16 protein-coding genes are annotated in these 16,471 nt (G+C 59.1%); 7 read left to right on the top strand and 9 right to left on the bottom strand.

The features are described 5' to 3' along the window. Positions 1-21: 21 nt before the first annotated feature. From AC3RLQ_RS05665 to AC3RLQ_RS05645, 5 genes are all read right to left on the bottom strand, one after another. Positions 22-1,047 (bottom strand): ATP-binding protein, encoded by a 1,026-nt coding sequence (locus AC3RLQ_RS05665; RefSeq protein ID WP_493035153.1) that lies wholly within the window; start codon positions 1,045-1,047, stop codon positions 22-24. 255 nt (positions 1,048-1,302) lie between these two features. Beyond that, positions 1,303-1,428, bottom strand: coding sequence for a DUF2934 domain-containing protein (locus tag AC3RLQ_RS05660; RefSeq protein WP_493038826.1), 126 nt, complete (start codon positions 1,426-1,428; stop codon positions 1,303-1,305). Further along, positions 1,379-1,618 (bottom strand): hypothetical protein, encoded by a 240-nt coding sequence (locus AC3RLQ_RS05655; RefSeq protein WP_493038854.1) that lies wholly within the window; start codon positions 1,616-1,618, stop codon positions 1,379-1,381. Before AC3RLQ_RS05655 ends, AC3RLQ_RS05660 begins: the two co-directional genes overlap by 50 nt. Before the next feature lie 134 nt (positions 1,619-1,752). Beyond that, the gene (locus AC3RLQ_RS05650; protein WP_493035151.1) at positions 1,753-2,259 is read right to left on the bottom strand and encodes a YciE/YciF ferroxidase family protein; all 507 of its coding nucleotides are present in this window, start codon (positions 2,257-2,259) and stop codon (positions 1,753-1,755) included. Between the two features lie 389 nt (positions 2,260-2,648). Beyond that, entirely contained in the window at positions 2,649-3,110 is a 462-nt protein-coding gene (locus AC3RLQ_RS05645; protein WP_493035149.1) for a hypothetical protein, read from the bottom strand. 282 nt (positions 3,111-3,392) lie between these two features. Between AC3RLQ_RS05645 and AC3RLQ_RS05640 the strand changes: the two genes are divergently transcribed. From AC3RLQ_RS05640 to AC3RLQ_RS05615, 6 genes are all read left to right on the top strand, one after another. Then, entirely contained in the window at positions 3,393-5,315 is a 1,923-nt protein-coding gene (locus AC3RLQ_RS05640) for a response regulator (protein ID WP_493035147.1), read from the top strand. An 85-nt stretch (positions 5,316-5,400) separates the two neighbouring features. After that, positions 5,401-5,871, top strand: a complete 471-nt coding sequence (locus AC3RLQ_RS05635; RefSeq protein WP_493035145.1) for a universal stress protein — start codon at positions 5,401-5,403, stop codon at positions 5,869-5,871. A 72-nt stretch (positions 5,872-5,943) separates the two neighbouring features. Beyond that, positions 5,944-6,072, top strand: coding sequence for a hypothetical protein (locus AC3RLQ_RS05630; RefSeq protein ID WP_493035144.1), 129 nt, complete (start codon positions 5,944-5,946; stop codon positions 6,070-6,072). A gap of 291 nt (positions 6,073-6,363) precedes the next feature. After that, positions 6,364-7,722 (top strand): cytochrome B6, encoded by a 1,359-nt coding sequence (locus tag AC3RLQ_RS05625; RefSeq protein WP_493035141.1) that lies wholly within the window; start codon positions 6,364-6,366, stop codon positions 7,720-7,722. A 145-nt stretch (positions 7,723-7,867) separates the two neighbouring features. Beyond that, positions 7,868-8,566, top strand: a complete 699-nt coding sequence (locus tag AC3RLQ_RS05620) for a response regulator (RefSeq protein WP_493035139.1) — start codon at positions 7,868-7,870, stop codon at positions 8,564-8,566. 165 nt (positions 8,567-8,731) lie between these two features. Further along, a complete protein-coding gene (locus AC3RLQ_RS05615; RefSeq protein ID WP_493035137.1) occupies positions 8,732-9,370 on the top strand; it encodes a DUF892 family protein in 639 nt (212 codons plus the stop codon). Positions 9,371-9,581: 211 nt separating this feature from the next. On the opposite strand, the gene AC3RLQ_RS05610 is transcribed toward AC3RLQ_RS05615, so the two are convergent. Beyond that, on the bottom strand, positions 9,582-10,220 hold the full coding sequence (locus AC3RLQ_RS05610; protein WP_493035136.1) for an RNA polymerase sigma factor: 639 nt from the start codon (positions 10,218-10,220) through the stop codon (positions 9,582-9,584). Positions 10,221-10,414: 194 nt separating this feature from the next. Between AC3RLQ_RS05610 and treY the strand changes: the two genes are divergently transcribed. Continuing rightward, positions 10,415-13,183 (top strand): malto-oligosyltrehalose synthase, encoded by a 2,769-nt coding sequence (gene treY, locus AC3RLQ_RS05605; protein ID WP_493035134.1) that lies wholly within the window; start codon positions 10,415-10,417, stop codon positions 13,181-13,183. A gap of 54 nt (positions 13,184-13,237) precedes the next feature. On the opposite strand, the gene AC3RLQ_RS05600 is transcribed toward treY, so the two are convergent. From AC3RLQ_RS05600 to glgX, 3 genes are all read right to left on the bottom strand, one after another. Continuing rightward, positions 13,238-13,573, bottom strand: a complete 336-nt coding sequence (locus AC3RLQ_RS05600; protein ID WP_493035132.1) for a hypothetical protein — start codon at positions 13,571-13,573, stop codon at positions 13,238-13,240. Positions 13,574-13,656: 83 nt separating this feature from the next. Continuing rightward, positions 13,657-14,241, bottom strand: coding sequence for a YciE/YciF ferroxidase family protein (locus AC3RLQ_RS05595; protein WP_493035131.1), 585 nt, complete (start codon positions 14,239-14,241; stop codon positions 13,657-13,659). A gap of 74 nt (positions 14,242-14,315) precedes the next feature. Beyond that, positions 14,316-16,448: a glycogen debranching protein GlgX gene (gene glgX / locus AC3RLQ_RS05590; protein WP_493035129.1), complete on the bottom strand. Its 2,133-nt coding sequence runs from the start codon at positions 16,446-16,448 to the stop codon at positions 14,316-14,318. Between the last annotated feature and the right edge of the window lie 23 nt (positions 16,449-16,471).

The raw sequence follows: 16,471 nt of genomic DNA, 5'->3' as shown, positions 1-16,471 counted from the left end.
ACAGATGCCAGTGAGAAAGCTTTAGGTCGGAGGGGGCAGGCAGCACCGGACGACCGTACCGCCCGAGGGGCGGCTTGCGATGCTGAGCGTGGCTCCAATGGAACTGGCCCGGTGGCGCATCAGCTTCAAGCCGAGTCCGGGAGATTTCTCGTAATCTGGAGGCAGGCCAACGCCGTCATCGGTGATCGAAAGCATGATGTCCTTCTGCCGGACGCCCAGGTGGACGCTGATGTGGCTGGCATGGGCGTGGCGGGAGGCATTGAGGACGGCCTCCAGCACGATGCGGTAAAGATGCATGGCCACATCGTTGTCATGCACTGGAATGGCTTCATGACAATACAGCACACAGCGGGTACGACCTGGCACGGCATAGCAGCCGACCAGATTGCGCAGGGAGGAGACGAGGCCACTGGCATCCACATCCGCCGGATGAAGCGCCCTGGCGACATCCCTGACGTCATTGTTGGCGGCGCGGATGAGGCTGGCGATCTCCTTGAGCTTGGCGGCCATTTCAGGATCGGACTTCTGCCCGAAGATGTCACTTAGGGTGGTGGCTATCATGACGACACCGGCCAGATGCTGGCACACGCCGTCATGCAGCGCCTGGCTGAGATTGCTGCGCTCGCGCTCGGAGAGTTCATGTTCCAGGCGCTGACGCTCCTTGAACTCATGATGCAGCTCCCTGTTGGCGGAGGTCAGTTTGGCGGTGCGCTCGATGACGCGCTGCTCCAGCTGCTCATTGACTTCGGCCAGCTCAGTCTGCACGCGAATGAGGTCTGCATGGAGGCTGGCATAACGGCGCAGCGTGTCTTCCTCCTCTTTCTTTGCCGCGCTCAAAGAGTCATTCTGCACTTCCAGCAGATGCTGCCTCTCCGCAGGCGCGCGTTTTTTCACATTCACTCCATCTTTCGAAGAAGTCCGGCGGCGCGGTGTGGTGGAGGCAAGGCCGTCCTGAGGAGCTGGCCGCTTGCGCGTTGAAGGCTTCACACCCTCAGCGCTCCGCTGTGGCGGGGAGGTTGCGTTCTTGATCAACCGTGAGGACTTCATGCTTCAGGCCATAGCCACCTCACGTTGGCCTGACCAGTCAATCCTGTTGCCAATGATGCACGGCGGCAGATCATGCGCCTGATACAGGGCCTTGATGCCGTAGAGGACGCCCAGGCTCACACGCCGGTCGGCAAGAGACTGGGAATTTAACAGACATTGTGCGCACATCTTGGTTCCTTTCCAAGGACAGGGCCAGGAGCAGGGCTGAAGTGGATGACTTGTGGACATAGATGCAGGGGGGGGACAGTTTGACTGCTAGGGTGTGACCGCATGGGAACCGTCACGGATGATCTCCTGCTCAGCCTGCCACCAATGCTGCTCTTCACGTCCTTCAGGGCAGCCTTGCTGCTGCCAGATTTTGTAAGCGCGGGCAGCGATCAAATCCGCCGGGGGCCAGTCGCTGCCGTTTGGCTTTTCCGCCTGCTGACTCGCAGAAGGCGAGGAGTTTTTCCTGAGACTTTGACCGGAAGTTTTTTTGGTTCCAGCGCTTGTTTTTTTGACAGTGGCAGGTTTTGGATTGGCTTGCGTTTTCATGGTTGTGAATGTTGGGATCATGAATGGTTTCTTCCATCGCGACAATCGGGCCAGCACCTGCTTGTCCGGTCAGGCAAACCCTTACCTTCCATGGGCGGTGATGCCGGAAGTGTGCGGCAGCTGGGAATGAGAGCCAGGCCCCCTTCCCAGCTGCCGCAGTGGGGTGGCGCTTTATTCAGCGTTCGCCAGCTCAGCAGCATCGACGTTGATCGTGGTTTCTGCCAGCTCGGTCAGCTTTTCGTCGGCAGCCCTTTCTTCATCGAGGGTCTCATTGAGGAGCCGCACCACATCGCCGAAGCCAAGGCATTCGGCGAGAGCGCGGGCGGTGCCATAACCGGCCATTTCGTAGTGCTCCACACGTTGAGCGGCGCCGATGAGTCCGGCATCACGCACCATGTCTTCAGCATCCTCGCTGATGAGTTCGGCGCCCTCCTCGATGAGGCCTTCCATCGCTTTGCATCGATGGCCGGTGAGTTTGCAGCCGAGGGTTTTGGCGGCCTCCTCCAGGCGGGTGACGTGGTTGCGGGTCTGTTCCAGATGGTCTTCGAAGCCGGTTTTGAGGTCTTCGTTCGTGGCGGCCTTCACCATTTTGGGCAGGGCTTTCACGAGCTGGGTCTCGGCGCTGTAGAGGTCTTTGAGTTCATGAACGAGCAGGTCTTGCAGTGTTTCGAGTTTCATAATGCAGGGTGGTTTGGGGTTTGCGGTTAGCGCCGTGATTTCGGTATGACTGCTGTCTATGGTCGTCTGTACCCAGGATGATTTTCGTCATGATGAAGACTTCAGGCTGCTGCCTGAGCACTGGACGCTGCGAGCGCTATTTCAATCTGGCTCGTCCAAGTGACTTACTACCCGGTTATTCCCACCTCAGGAGGCTGCCTGAGAGGGTTATCAGGAGGCCACGAGTCTCCTTCGGGCAGCGAGTGGCTGGAGGGACTTCAGCCAGTGTTATCTCCGGCCCGGATCGCGGTTGTTCACACTGCAGCAGCGAGGCTGGGCGCTTGAATGCTAAAAAAGCCGGGGCGACCTGTGGCACGCCCCGGCGTGGCGGTTTCAATGGCCGACTCTAATCAGCTTTCGTCTCGATTGAGATCATCTTGGAGTCTGATGATCACATCGGCCTCGTTGTCAGCCTGGGTGATGGCCGCTTCCAAGGATGAGACGCATTTATCGAAGGCATAACGGGGACCGGACAAGTGGATCTTGATCGTCTCGCTGTCCAGTTCGCCGAGTTTGGTCGTGAGGTAGGCGCGTTGTTCCTTCAGGGCTTGCAGCCGAAGCTGGAAGTAGCCAGGAGCAGTCGTGCCAGCCTTGGCGGCCACAGCATCGATCTGTTTGGTGAGATCGGAAAGCGTGAGCTGGGCGCCCTCTTTGAAGGTGGCCCAGTCATCACTCAGGTAGGCTTTGCTTTTGACCCAGAAATGGCGCATTTGCTGGACCACGGATTCTTCTTTCGCAGGAGGTGTGTCGGCACGGCCTGGTGTCAGGCCCATGAGCAGAGCCGCGACTGTGGTGAACAGGATGGGTTTCATGGTTCTTTGTGGGTTTGATGTTGAGAACAATCCGCCGTCATCGGGATGCCTCAGCGGAGAGGGCATTGGTGCGGATTCCACTCATGGATACGCGTTCAGCAACGCTCGTGGAGGCAGCTGCTGCTTCAGGGCAGCCCCCGGTCCGGCCCTAAGCCTGAGAATGGCCAGCCAAATACGCTGATCCACAAAGCCGAACCGGGCCCGGCGCACGATTCTTTAATGAAGAGGGAGCCTTGTTGGAAACTTAAACTCAAATCGCTCAACCACCCCTCACTCATCCCCATGGAGCAAAGAACTTTACTGGTCGTGGACGACAATGCTGAAGCCCGTGCCAACGCCATCAACCAGATCCGGCGCGACTTAAACTTCACCTACCAGGTCATCGAGTCAGGCACTGTCGCGGAAGCGCTGGCGGCGGCGGCCCAGACACCGCCCGACTGCGTCATCATCGAGCCAAAGCTGCCTGACGGCAACGGCCTCGACTTTCTGCTGAACGCCTGTGACATGCACGGGCATCTGCCCTTCCCGGTTATCATCACCGCCACGGCAGGAGATCTGGAATCCGCCGTGGCCTTGATGAAGGCCGGGGCGATGGAGTACCTGGTGAAGTCCGCCGTGGGCAGCGACTCCATTCGCCTGGCCGTGAATCAGGTGATTTACAAATTTCATGTCGAGCGACGCATCGAAGAACAGCAGATGGAGCTCAAGCTGCTCTACAACGTAACCAGCGTGGACAATGACGCCCTGCGTGCGGCCAATGCCTCCAAGGATGATTTCATCGCGATGCTCAGCCACGAGCTGCGCACCCCTCTGACGCCGGTGCTCTCGCTGGTGTCAGCGATCATCAATGACAAGAGCTTGTCGGCCGATCTGCGAGAGGCATTTTCAATGATCCAGCGCAATGTGGAGCTGGAGGCGAGGCTGATCGACGACCTGCTGGACCTGACACAAATCGCGAGCGGTCGGCTCAAGATTGAAAAAGCCCCGGTGAACATCCACCGCTGCATCGAGGCGGCACTCAATGTCTGCCAGGAAGGCTTTACAGAAAAACGGCTCATTGTTCGCACGGATCTGGGCGCGTCAGAACCCGTCGTGATGGGAGATTTTGCGCGGCTCAACCAGGTCTTTTGGAACCTGCTCAAAAACGCGGTGAAGTACTCCCGCCCACACGGCCATGTGACCATCACGACGGCCAGCAAAGACCACCATGTCATGGTAGAAATTCGTGACAACGGCCAGGGGATTGAGCCATGGCGGCTTGCCTCCGTCTTCGGAACCTTTCATCCGGTCAAGCCACGTCCCAGTGACACGGGCATTGGCCTGGGACTGGCCATTGCGCGTGCGATCGTGGAAGGTCATGGGGGTGAGATCCATGCAGAGAGCCAAGGCAAGGATCAGGGCGCGGTCTTTCGCATTCATCTGCCCGTGGCCCAGGCGGCACCTGCGGGAGATGACACACAGGCGACGCCCACCTCGACTGCCGCCATGCGCGGCAAGAGCATCCTGGTGGTGGAGGACCATGAGGACAGCCGACTGGCGCTGTCACGCGTGCTGAAACGCAGAGGGTATGAGGTGACGGCTGCGGACAGTGTCGCGGCAGCGGTGGAACAGTATAATGCCACCACCCCGGACTTGGTCATCTGTGACATCGGACTCTCAGACGGCACCGGCTGGGATTTGATGAAGAAGCTGCATCTGCAAGGACCGGTGCGCGCCATCGCAGTGAGCGGCTACGGAATGGAACATGACGTCAATAAAAGCCGCGAGGCCGGCTTTCTCCAGCACCTCACCAAGCCCATCAACATTTCCAATCTGGAGAACACGATCGCCACGACACTCATGGATGCATCACAACCGGCCTGCTCTACCAGCGGCTCAGCGATGCCGGCCAGAAAAACGATCAGCCGCAGTGAACTGGAACAATGGCAGAACGCCAACCGCCGCCTTGCGTTGATTGATGTACTGCCGAACACTTTGAACCGGGACCGGCGAGTGCTTGAAAAGCAGGCCAGTGAGTTTCTGGAAAAGATCTCCCGACTCGGGATCGGCAAGAACGAGCCGATCGTTCTGTATGAGCGAGGTTCTGCATGCATCGAATCAGCCGCAGCGTCTGATATTCTCAGGCAGGAAGGCTTTCAGGAGATCTATTGCTTTACCGGCCCGCAGTCCGCCTTTTATACCTCGCAGCACGGTGCCATGCAGTGACCCGCAGGTTGCACGGCCCCTTCATTTCATCACATCCGATTTTCTGTTATCTCACGTTTCGTTAGCAAACAGCAAGGGAGACATCATGAAAACCATCGTCGCTTTAGTGGACTTCTCGGATTCCACCGCCAAAGTTTTAAACTACACGCTGAAGCTGGCCACGGCCCTCGGCAGCCAGGTGATTTTGCTGCACATCGTACCGCCGGAGATTCCAGTTGCGGCTTATGGGGCAGAAGTCCCGCCTATTCCGGTGGATCCCTCGCCAGAAACAATGCGGGACAATCAGGCCAAGCTGGATGTTTTGCTGGAGTCTTGCACGCGGCAAGGACTGAACGCGAGAGCGGTGCAATCCAGAGGACCGATCTCGGAAACAGCGCTGGCTGAAGTTGCGCGCTTGAATGCGGACCTCGTCATCATGGGGGCACATCACCACAACGCGCTCTACCATTTCTTTGTTGGCAGCACATCTGCGGATGTGCTGAAACGCGCCACTTTCCCACTGCTCCTCATCCCATGTGATATTGCGGAAAGTGACACATCAGCCTATGGCGGCTGATTTCTAATGCGCGTGGGGACAGGGCTGACTGTCCGGCGCATGGACCAAGGCGCGCTCAGAGCACTGATGCAGATGCCTGACGTCCATGTCGCAGGGGTGACCTTTGGTCGTCAATGCGGCTTTGGCTATGGCTGCATTTTCCGCCTCATGGAGATCATGCCCCTCGACATGGCAACGCAGCAGGAAACGGCCGGTGTTTAAGTCATGGATAATGGCGCGGTAGCTCATGCTATGGCATCAGGTTAAAAGTGTGAGGTGCGCTTCCATGAACGTCTTCTCCAGAGAAAAGGTCGTGGGTGTGGCACGTGCTTTCATGGGGAGCAGCAATTTCCCATGCAATCGCAGCCGCTGATCCAACCGGATGTCTGCTTTGAAAAATATCTTCGGCCGCAGGCAAGACACCGGGCCGGAAGACTGAACGACCAGGCCGGCGGGCAGTTGCGATTCATTTTATGACAAGATCCACGCCACCCCCATACCCCGACCACCGCCATGAAAAATCCATTTCGCATTCCTCGTTTCGTGCCGGCTTGCGCAGCCGCACTGCTTGCGGGCGGCCTGCTGGCCGCTGCAGAAGAAGACTTCGACTCTCTCGTCAAACGCCTGCAGCAGGAAAAGGCCGCGTTTGCCGAGCGACAGCAAAAGCTGCTGAACGAACGCTACGACCTCACAGACCGCCCCACCAAGGAGGTAACGATGGCACGCGGCAAACCGGTGCAGACCGGCGTGCGTGTGAAACTGCCGGAAGGAATGACGTGGGACAAACTGGCAGCGATGTCGCCTGAAATCATCCAGAGCAAGGATCTCTGGCCGCAAGGTTTTTACCCGCTGCCGCACCCTCACCACGAAGCAGGTGGAATGGTGTTCCCCAAACCGCTCATTGAAGAAACGCAGAAGCAGACTGCGCGCGATCTGTCGCGCTTCGACCTCGACTATGATCTGCCCCAGCATTTGCTGCCGGAGTTTCCCGCGCCCATCTACCTCACCACACGGCCTGATCTTGGAGATGTATCGCAGGGGAAACTGGTGACGCAGACCAATTTTTACGGGCTCTTCAAAGACATCCTCAATCCCAAGCAACTGGAAGGCCTGCGACTGCTCGTCACCCCCTTCCCGCAGCAGCAGTTCAACAGCACCGAAGACCGCCGCAGCCTTCACCCGAGCCTGGGCGTGGCCTGCTTCGACTGCCATGCCAATGGCCACACCAACGCAGCGACTCATACGGTGGGTGACGTACGACCCAACGAATACCGTCACCGCGTTGACACGCCCTCCTTGCGCGGAGTCAACATCCAGCGGCTCTTCGGCTCCCAGCGTGCGCTCAAAACGGTGGAGGACTTCACGGAGTTCGAGCAGCGTGCGGCCTACTTTGACGGCATCCCGGCAGACGCCGCACGGAAAGGTGTGAACGTTCTTGAACGCGGCAGCCAGGTTCACTTCATGGCGGAGTTTCAGGAACTGCTGGATTTCCCACCCGCACCCAAGCTTGATGTGTTCGGCAAGCTGCACCCCGCCAGGGCCAGCGAGGCCGAACTGCGCGGGCAGGCGCTCTTCTTTGGCAAAGCGCAGTGCGCCGTGTGCCATCCCGCGCCCTACTACACCGACAACAGCATGCACAACCTGCAGGTGGAACGCTTCTTCAAGGAGAAGATGATCAATGGCCGCAAAGCGAGCGCCGACGGCCCCATCAAGACCTTCCCGCTCCGCGGCATCAAAGACTCACCCCCGTATTTGCATGACGACCGCCTGCTCACGATCCCGGACGCCGTCGAGTTCTTCAATCTGGTGCTTGAAATCCATCTCAATGAAGAGGAGAAAAAAGACCTCGTGGCCTTTTTGCTGACGCTTTGACTTCGCATCTCGCAGTGAAAGAGAGGCGACCGCTGGATTCACCGAACAGGACATCCGGAGGTTCTGACATCTGCGATGGGATGAAAAAAAATCTGACCTCGGGGCAACCCATCGCCTGGTCTTGGGCTCATTTCTCAAGCTTCCAATGAACCTCCAAGCACCCGCCGCCCCCAGCGCGCCAGCAGCGATCAGCGCCGGCAGGCGACTGCTTGTCGTGGATGATCATCCGGTCTTCCGCCATGGCATCTGCCAGTATCTCAGCCACGCCTCCGATGTGACCATCTGCGCGGAGGCGGCCAATGCGAAGCTTGCGCTTGAAGCCATGCGTCTGCATGAGCCCGACATGGTGCTGATGGATGTGTCAATGCCCGGGACAAACGGGATCGAACTGATCAAGCATATGCTGGCCGAGCGCCCTGCACTCATCATTCTCATGCTCTCCATGCATGACGAATCAATCTACGCTCTGCGCGCGCTGCGAGCAGGCGCCAGGGGTTACGTGATGAAGCAGCAGGCGATGGAAAACATTCTTGATGCACTGAAAAAAGTCAGCAGCGGCGGCATCTATGTCAGCCCGAAGTTCAGTGATAAACTGATTTTCAAAACCATCGCCGGCAGCACCGATGACTGCGGCTCCCCGCTGGAAAAGCTCTCAGAGCGTCAGCTCGAAGTGCTGCAATTGTTCGGACGCAGCAAGACCACGCGTGAGATCAGCGAAACGCTGAATCTCAGCGTGAAGACCATCGAAACCCACCGTTCACACATCAAGGAAAAGCTTGGCTTCAAAGACTCGGATGAGCTGATGGATTTTGCGATTGAATGGATGACCATGCAGGAGGGCTGACCGGTTTGGCCTGCTGTCCCGACGGTCCTGACAACCTGGGATTGTTTACCTGATAGCATGACCAGCACTGCGCCTGAAGCGCAGGCAACACCCGAAGTGCGTATTCACAGGCAACGTGGAGCAGGCGACTCAACCCGGTTCACGACATCCCTTTCCACCGATCTCATGACCACCCAAGACGAACTCATCGACCGACTGAGCGACATTTATGCCTTGGGTAAAACCTTGGAAACAGCCCTGAAGAAACTGTGTGACAATCCCTCCCACTGCCCCGCCATGCGCAAGCAAGCGGCGCAACACAGCGGCGAAACGCGGTGCCATGCGGAAGCCATCGCCACCTTTTTGAAGCAGCTCGGAGCCGCCCCTGCAGCGCTGCTGAAAACCATGAAAGCTCCGGAGACGGGAATGGATCTCGTGAAGAGCACAGGCACGGCCTTTGCCCGGGATGAGCGCATCAAGGACGTCCTTATGGTCCTTGTGACGGAGCATTTTGAGATCGCCTGCCATACCATCCTGCGCACACGCGCCTCGCAGCTGGGCCTGCTGGAAGTGGTCCGCATCTGCGACCAAATTGTGGCTGAAGAAAAGCGCATGGTGAACTGGCTGCAGCAGAACATGCCTCCCATCTTTGCGGCCTATCTGGCGCAAGGCAAAGAAACAGAAGCTGGGGAGAAAATCTTCGGCCGGCCCCATCAGGTGCGGGCCAGAGGCAAGATGTCCTGGGAATTTGTGCAACTGGCCGACAACGACTCGCTTTTTGGCGGCACGCTCCGGCAGCCCAGCTCTGTCTACATGCTAAACTAGAACCACCTCGTACGTGGGCCCTGTGTATTCTCAGGTTTCGAGACCGTTCCTGCGGCCGGTGATGACAGGCACTGCTGCGCAAAGAAGTGTAGATGACACCTTTCGTAAATTTTGTGCATTTTGGGACACCCAAAAAAAAATCCTCCATCCCAGCTGCGGGCGCGGACGCCATGGCTGGGATGGAGAAAAGAGTGTCGGGGCTGTCGTTAGATCAAGCGGCCTGCAGGGTGTGAATGGCGCTGCGGGTGCGGAAGGTCTGGCGCAGCTTTTTCAGGCCGAGCTCCATGCGGGTCTTGACGGTGCCAAGCGGTGAATGGGTGGCCTGCGCCACTTCACGCTGGCTCATTCCCTGCAGGAAGGCGAGCTCGATCACCTGCTTTTGTGCTTGTGGCAGCAGGGAGAGATGCTGGCCGAGCACGCGTCCGAGATCGGCCTGCTCACAGTCGGCAGCAGAGTCCTGCGTGAAGGTCTCGGTCTGCTGGATGGCGTCTTCCATACGGTCTTTGGCGCGGCAGTAGGCCATGGAGCGGCGCAGGTGGTCGATGGCCCGGCGTTTGCCAAGGGTCATGAGCCAGGCGAGGGGCCGGCCCTTGGCGGGTGAGTAATGATCCGCCTGCTTCCACAATTCGAGAAAGCATTCCTGGAGGACGTCTTCGGCGGAGGCGTCATCATTGACGGTGCGCATGATGGCGCTCTTGAGGAGACGGCGATACCGCTGCATCAAAGTTTCCAAGGCAGCGGCGTCGCGCTGTTGGATGGCGGCCATGAGATCTTCGTCGGGCGGGAGCTGGGCGTCGAACTCATGGCGGACCGATGACAATGTTTCGGAGGATGTGGTGAATGTTTTCATGATGGGATGAGATACAAAAGAGGAGGATCTCCCACAACCCGAGCCGGCCCTGTTCACCTGCTCAGGGTATTCCTGATGGCTGGGTGGCGGGATCAGATTTGCTCTGACAGGTCTTTTTGACTGTTTCACCGGAATGGCTGCTGGAGCAGGAGCCATGCAGCCACACTGAGACCCGGGACCGATCATGCGGTGAAATGAATGCCATCCCCACCGCCACCTACCGTCTGCAATTTCACCGTGGGTTTACCTTTGCCCAAGCGCAGGCGGTGGTGCCCTACCTGGCCCGGCTGGGCATCAGCCATGTGTATGCCTCTCCGTTCTTCCGCGCCGCGCCGGGCAGCACGCATGGCTATGACGTATGCGATCACAACGAGCTCAATCCCGAGATCGGCACGCGTGCGGAGTTTGAGGCCTTGAGCGCCGAGTTAAAGAGCCACGGGCTGGGCTTGATCGTCGACTTCGTCCCCAACCACATGGGGATCGAGCATGCCGTGAACCCGTGGTGGCGCGACGTGCTGAAGAACGGGCCTGCGTCAGCCTATGCCTGCTTTTTTGACATCGACTGGCAGCCGCTGAAACGAGAGCTGGCAGGCAAGGTGCTGCTGCCGGTGCTCGGTGAACAATATGGGCGCACTCTGGAGAACGGCGGTTTTCAGATCGAGTTTGCCGGGGGTGATTTCACCGTGCGTCATGGCGAGCTGACGCTGCCGCTGGCCCCCCAGACCACGCTCCCCCTGTTAAGGCAGGCCGTGGCGCTGCTGACTCCCCCGCCGCCGGAACTTGAGAGCATCCTCACCGCGATCGAGCATCTGCCGCCACGCACGGAGGCCGCCAAGGACCGCATCGCGGAACGCATGCGTGAGTGTGGGATCATCCGTGAAAGGCTGACGCGGCTGTGTGCAGAGATGCCCGAGGTAGGTGATGCCATTCACAGTGTCATCGCGGCATGGAACGACTCCTCGGACCCGGCTCACTTTGACCGGCTCGATGAACTTCTCAGCGTGCAGTCCTACCGCCTGAGCTCCTGGCGCGTGGCCTCGGAGGAGATCAACTACCGCCGCTTTTTCGATGTGAACACGCTGGCAGCCATTCGCATGGAGCTGCCCGAGGTGTTTGAAGCCACGCACCGGCTCCTGTTTGAGCTGATCGATGCCGGGCATCTGGCGGGTGTGCGCATTGATCACATCGACGGGCTCGCGTATCCGCGCGAATACCTGGCCCGTCTGCGCGAACGTGGCGGTGAGAAGCTGTACCTCATGGTGGAGAAAATCCTCGGCCCCGATGAAAAGCTCTGCTCAGACTGGCCGGTGCAAGGCACCACGGGCTATGAGTTTGCCAATCAGATGGTGCAGCTTCTCATACCGGCGCAGAACGCGGCAAAGACTGCCGCAGTCTACAACCGCTTTCTTGGCAGTCGCCCCAGCTACCAGGAGATCGTCTATCGCAGCAAGAAACTGGTGATGGAGTCCGCCATCGCGAGCGAGGTGAACGTGCTGGGCATGCTGCTGAACCGTATTTCCGAAAGCCACCGCTGGTATCGTGACTTCACGGTCAACGCGCTCACCAACGCCGTGCGTGAGGTCATCGCCTGCTTTTCGGTGTACCGCACTTACCTTGATCCCGCGCAGCCTGCGGACGAGTCCGACCGCCGCGTCATCCAGCGCGCCCTTGCGCTGGCACGGCGGCGCAATCATGCGCTGGAGCTCTCCGTGTTCGAATTTTTGCGCGATGTGCTGCTGCCGCCCAAGGACAACCCGCATCCCGTGGATGAAGAACTGCGGCGTACCTTCGTGCTCAAGTTCCAGCAGTGCACGGGGCCCATCGCCGCCAAAGGTGTGGAGGACACGGCATTCTATGTGTTCAACCAGCTCGTGGCATTGAACGAAGTGGGAGGTGAGCCTGCGGCGACCGGAATGACTGTGGAGACGTTTCACCGCCAAAACGCGGCGCATCTCGCGGAGTTTCCGCACTGCCTGCTGGCCACCTCCACGCATGACACCAAACGCAGCGAGGACGTCCGTGCGCGCCTGGCCGTGCTGGCCGAACTCCCTGAGGAATGGGGCCATGCCGTGCGCCGCTGGCAGGTCATGAACCGAAAGCACTGCAGCGAAATCGAAGGAGAAACAGCCCCTGACTCCAATGAGGAGTTCCTGCTCTATCAGACCCTCCTCGGGGCGTGGCCGCTGGAAGGACTGCATGAAGGGAACCGCGCGGAATTCATCCAGCGCATCCAGGACTACATGATGAAGGCGTTGCATGAAGCCAAGGTGAACAGCAGCTGGCTGGAACCCAACGCCGCGTGGGATGAGGCCGTAAGCCGTTTCATCGCAGCGATTCTCTCACCCGGCGGGCGCAATCGCTTTCCGCAAAGCATGTCATCACTGGCGGAGCGCATCGCCCAGCACGGCGCGGTGAACTCCCTCACGCAGACGGTGCTCAAGCTCACGTGCCCGGGCGTGCCGGATGTTTACCAAGGCAATGAGCTGTGGGATTTCAGCCTCGTGGACCCCGACAACCGCCGTCCGGTGGATTTCGCCTTGAGACAGCAGCGGCTGGCAGACATCGCACACTCCGCCCCCCGCGTTCTTTTGGAGCACTGGCGGGATGGCCGCATCAAGCTCTTCGCCATTCATCGTCTGCTGACACTGCGCCGCGAGCTGCCCGCACTGTTTGCCAGCGGCAGCTACACCGGTATTCCCGGGCGGGGTGTGTTCGCAGACAAGGTGGTGGCTTTTGAAAGGCGTGATGGCAGCGAATCAATGATCGTCATCGTGCCACGTCATACCACACCGCTGGGTTTTCCACCCTTGGGTTCGGTTTGGGAGGATACTCATGTGCTTGCTCCCGGGGACGGCGCCGTCCTGCGTGACATCTTCACCGCCCGTGAGCATGCCGGGCCCAATCTGGCCCTGAGTGAAATCTTGTCTGACCTGCCCTTTGCCGCGCTTCTGTTGCAGCATTGAGGGGATGGCTGAATTGATTGTCGTCAGGTTACCAGGTGGCAGAAATGCAGGAGACTACCGTTTGGAAGAAAGTCTCAACAGACCTGAGATGGCAGCTCCGACAACGAAGGCGACGCCAATGGACTTCAGCGGATGAGCCAGCACCCAGCCTGCAGTCTGATCGTACTGCGCAGCCGCGTAGCGCTCCGCCTGGGAGACCTGCTGGGAGAGGCGGTCGCGGGTTTGCTGCATGGCATCGCGGGCGTAAGCACTGGCGCGGCGCGCGGCTTCGAGGGTGGGATCAACCACCTGCTGACGGGCCACTTTCAGCGTGTCATCCGCGAGAATGCGGACGTCTTTCTTCAGAGTTTCCGCAGTGGGGGGGTCGGGGGCGAAGAATGAAGTTCTCATGAGGAGTGTAGGGTTTTGTTACAGCCTTGAATCGCTGCTCAGCGGCCACGCGGTCTTGTCAAAGCATGGCGCGTCATCAGGGGTTAAACGCCTGACACCCTGAATCCGCTCCCGCACATGAGCCGCATCGCGGCAACGGAAGCGCCGCGAAAGGCTGATGCAGCCCTGTCTGCGTTCACCCTCCGGTGGTTCATGAGTGACTTCGCCAGCCGGGCCAGCCTGCCATCCAGTGTTTTTTGAGCAGTTAGATTGACCCGGATCAGGGCTTCCACTTCATCAAGGCCAAGACGTGACGCAAGCACCCGGGCAAGCTCATACCTGTCGATCTCATAACCGATGTAATTACGAGCGGAAGTGATCAGGCTTGCGTCATAAGTCTCGCTCCTGGCACGCGCATTGAGGAGGCTTTCCCTTTCTTCATCTTCGATCAACTGTCTCAGCCCCTGGCAGCGTGAGCCTTCCAAATTTTTCCCAAGCCGTCCGGCAATATGCTCCAGCTTTCTGAGCTGCCCGCCGCTGTCCTCCATACGGGCCAAGAAAACATCCCGCAGTTTCGGATGACAGGCGGCCTCAGCCATTTTCGTCAAAGTTTCGAACGTTTGTTTTTCGGCGCAGTAGAGACTCCGGAGTTCCTGATGGAGCAGATCTTCAAGAATGTTGGGTTTCATGTGCGTTGTTATCGTGGAACATTGGAAGACCGGATGTATGCCGCGGCATGATAAAAGCGCCGCCCGGAAAGCTTTCATGAGAGGCGTTTCAAGAGCAGCAGGCAGCGCTCAGGCAGCGGCAGCACGGCACCGGCTTCGCACTCAGCAGGTGGCTCCACAAAGCCCTGCTCTGCCGTGGTATCCAGCAGGAGGGCCCAGCGCCGCGCGCCGAGGCTGGGGAGCGTGAAGTCCACGGGCTGGTGCGAGGCATTGAAGAGAATCAGGAAGGTGTCGTCATGCACCGGAGAGCCGTGCCAGTCACGCACATCCAGCGCATCTCCGCTGAGCAGCACGCCGATGGTTTTGACGAAGTGGGTGTTCCATTCCTCGTCGTTCATCTCCTGGCCTGCGGGATTCAGCCACATGATGTCCTTCACGTCCGCACCGCGCACTTTGCGGCCATAAAAGAACTTGGGCCGTCGGAAGATCGGGTGCTCACGGCGCAGGTCGATGAGCTTTGCGGTGAAGGCCTGCTGCGCGAGCTCATCCGGTGTGCGTTTCCACCGCAGCCAGCTGATCTCGTTGTCCTGGCAGTACGCGTTGTTGTTGCCCTGCTGGGTGCGCCCGTATTCATCGCCGCCGCAGAGCATCGGCACGCCCTGGGAAAGCATGAGGGTGGCCAGGAAATTGCGCTTCTGGCGGCGGCGCAGCGCGTTCACCGCAGGATCATCCGTGGGTCCTTCAGCTCCGCAGTTCCACGAGTGGTTGCAGTTGTCACCATCATTGCCGTTCTCGCCGTTGGCCTCATTGTGCTTGTCATTGTAACTGACGAGATCATGCAAAGTGTAGCCGTCGTGAGAGGTCACGTAATTGATGCTCGCGAAAGGCCGCCGCCCATCATCCTGATAGAGGTCGCTTGACCCTGTGAGGCGTGCCGCAAACTCTCCCACCTGGGAATCATCCCCCTTCCAGTAGGCCCGTACGCAGTCACGGTATTTGCCATTCCACTCCGCCCAGCCGACAGGAAAATTGCCAACCTGGTAACCGCCCTCGCCCACGTCCCAGGGTTCGGCAATGAGCTTCACGCGCTGCAGCGCGGGATCCTGATGGATGATGTCAAGGAAGCCGCCGAGCTTGTCCACTTCATGCAGCCCGCGGGCGAGGGTGGAGGCAAGGTCAAAGCGAAAGCCGTCCACATGGCATTCGGTGGCAAAGTAGCGAAGGGAATCCATTACGAGCTGCAGCACGCGCGGATGCCGCATGTTCAATGAATTGCCGGTGCCGGTGTAGTCCATGTAAAACCGGGGCGCATCAGCCACGGTGCGGTAGTAGCTCAGGTTGTCGATGCCTTTGAACGAGAGCGTGGGGCCGAGGTGATTCCCCTCGGCAGTGTGATTGTACACGACATCCAGAATCACCTCGATCCCGGCCGCATGCAGGTTCTTCACCATCTGCTTAAACTCCACCACCTGCTGCCCCGGCTCGCTTTTGGATGAGTAGCGCAGCTCCGGCGCAAAGTAGCCGATGGATGAGTAGCCCCAGTAGTTCGTCAGTCCTCTTTCCTCCAGGAAGTGATCGTTCACAAAGTGATGCACCGGCTGCAGCTCAATCGCATTGACGCCGAGCTGCGTGAAGTACTCGATGGCCTGAGGAGAGCCGAGTCCTCCGTAGGTGCCGCGCAGTTTTTTGGGCAGCACGGGCCACAGCTTGGAGAAGCCCTTCACATGCACTTCGTAGATCACCGTTTCGGCCATGGGCCGGTCAATGCATTCGTCACCGCTCCAGTCGAAGGCAGGGTCCACGACCACGCAGCGGGGCATCCGCGCGGCATTGTCGCGCTCGTCCATGTCAAAGTCTTCATTGCCGCCGATGCGGTAGCCGAACATCTCATCGCCCCACTGAAATCCGCCGGTGATGGCCTTTGCATACGGATCCAGCAAGAGCTTGCGCGGATTGAAGCGGTGCCCCGCCTCCGGCTGCCAGGGACCGTAAACACGGTAGCCGTAGAGCATGCCCGGCTTCACGTCCGGCAGGTAGGCATGGAAGACATGATCCGTCTTTTCGGCCAGCCAGCGGCGCGCCACCTCCTTTTGAGGATCCTGGGGATCAAAGAGGCACAACGCCACCTTCTCGGCGTATTCGCTGAAAAGCGCGAAGTTGGTGCCCTCGCCGTCCCAGGTGGCCCCGAGGGGATAGGGGTGTCCTAGTCGAAGTCGGAATGGATTCATGTGGGAGTATGGAAATAAGCTCC

This window comes from Prosthecobacter sp. GW821-HT29F12 (genome assembly GCF_058803405.1).
This window is presented reverse-complemented; position numbering and strand designations above follow the sequence as displayed.

Bases quoted from the DNA above. Each gene is read 5' to 3' on its own strand.
- AC3RLQ_RS05640 (WP_493035147.1), top strand. From the start codon at position 3,393: ATGGAGCAAAGAACTTTACTGGTCGTGGACGACAATGCTGAAGCCCGT.
- AC3RLQ_RS05665 (WP_493035153.1), bottom strand. From the start codon at position 1,047: ATGAAGTCCTCACGGTTGATCAAGAACGCAACCTCCCCGCCACAGCGG.
- AC3RLQ_RS05655 (WP_493038854.1), bottom strand. From the start codon at position 1,618: ATGGAAGAAACCATTCATGATCCCAACATTCACAACCATGAAAACGCA.
- AC3RLQ_RS05635 (WP_493035145.1), top strand. From the start codon at position 5,401: ATGAAAACCATCGTCGCTTTAGTGGACTTCTCGGATTCCACCGCCAAA.
- AC3RLQ_RS05645 (WP_493035149.1), bottom strand. From the start codon at position 3,110: ATGAAACCCATCCTGTTCACCACAGTCGCGGCTCTGCTCATGGGCCTG.
- AC3RLQ_RS05595 (WP_493035131.1), bottom strand. From the start codon at position 14,241: ATGAAACCCAACATTCTTGAAGATCTGCTCCATCAGGAACTCCGGAGT.
- AC3RLQ_RS05625 (WP_493035141.1), top strand. From the start codon at position 6,364: ATGAAAAATCCATTTCGCATTCCTCGTTTCGTGCCGGCTTGCGCAGCC.
- AC3RLQ_RS05600 (WP_493035132.1), bottom strand. From the start codon at position 13,573: ATGAGAACTTCATTCTTCGCCCCCGACCCCCCCACTGCGGAAACTCTG.
- treY (WP_493035134.1), top strand. From the start codon at position 10,415: ATGAATGCCATCCCCACCGCCACCTACCGTCTGCAATTTCACCGTGGG.
- AC3RLQ_RS05615 (WP_493035137.1), top strand. From the start codon at position 8,732: ATGACCACCCAAGACGAACTCATCGACCGACTGAGCGACATTTATGCC.
- AC3RLQ_RS05630 (WP_493035144.1), top strand. From the start codon at position 5,944: ATGCCTGACGTCCATGTCGCAGGGGTGACCTTTGGTCGTCAATGCGGC.
- AC3RLQ_RS05610 (WP_493035136.1), bottom strand. From the start codon at position 10,220: ATGAAAACATTCACCACATCCTCCGAAACATTGTCATCGGTCCGCCAT.
- AC3RLQ_RS05650 (WP_493035151.1), bottom strand. From the start codon at position 2,259: ATGAAACTCGAAACACTGCAAGACCTGCTCGTTCATGAACTCAAAGAC.
- AC3RLQ_RS05620 (WP_493035139.1), top strand. From the start codon at position 7,868: ATGAACCTCCAAGCACCCGCCGCCCCCAGCGCGCCAGCAGCGATCAGC.
- glgX (WP_493035129.1), bottom strand. From the start codon at position 16,448: ATGAATCCATTCCGACTTCGACTAGGACACCCCTATCCCCTCGGGGCC.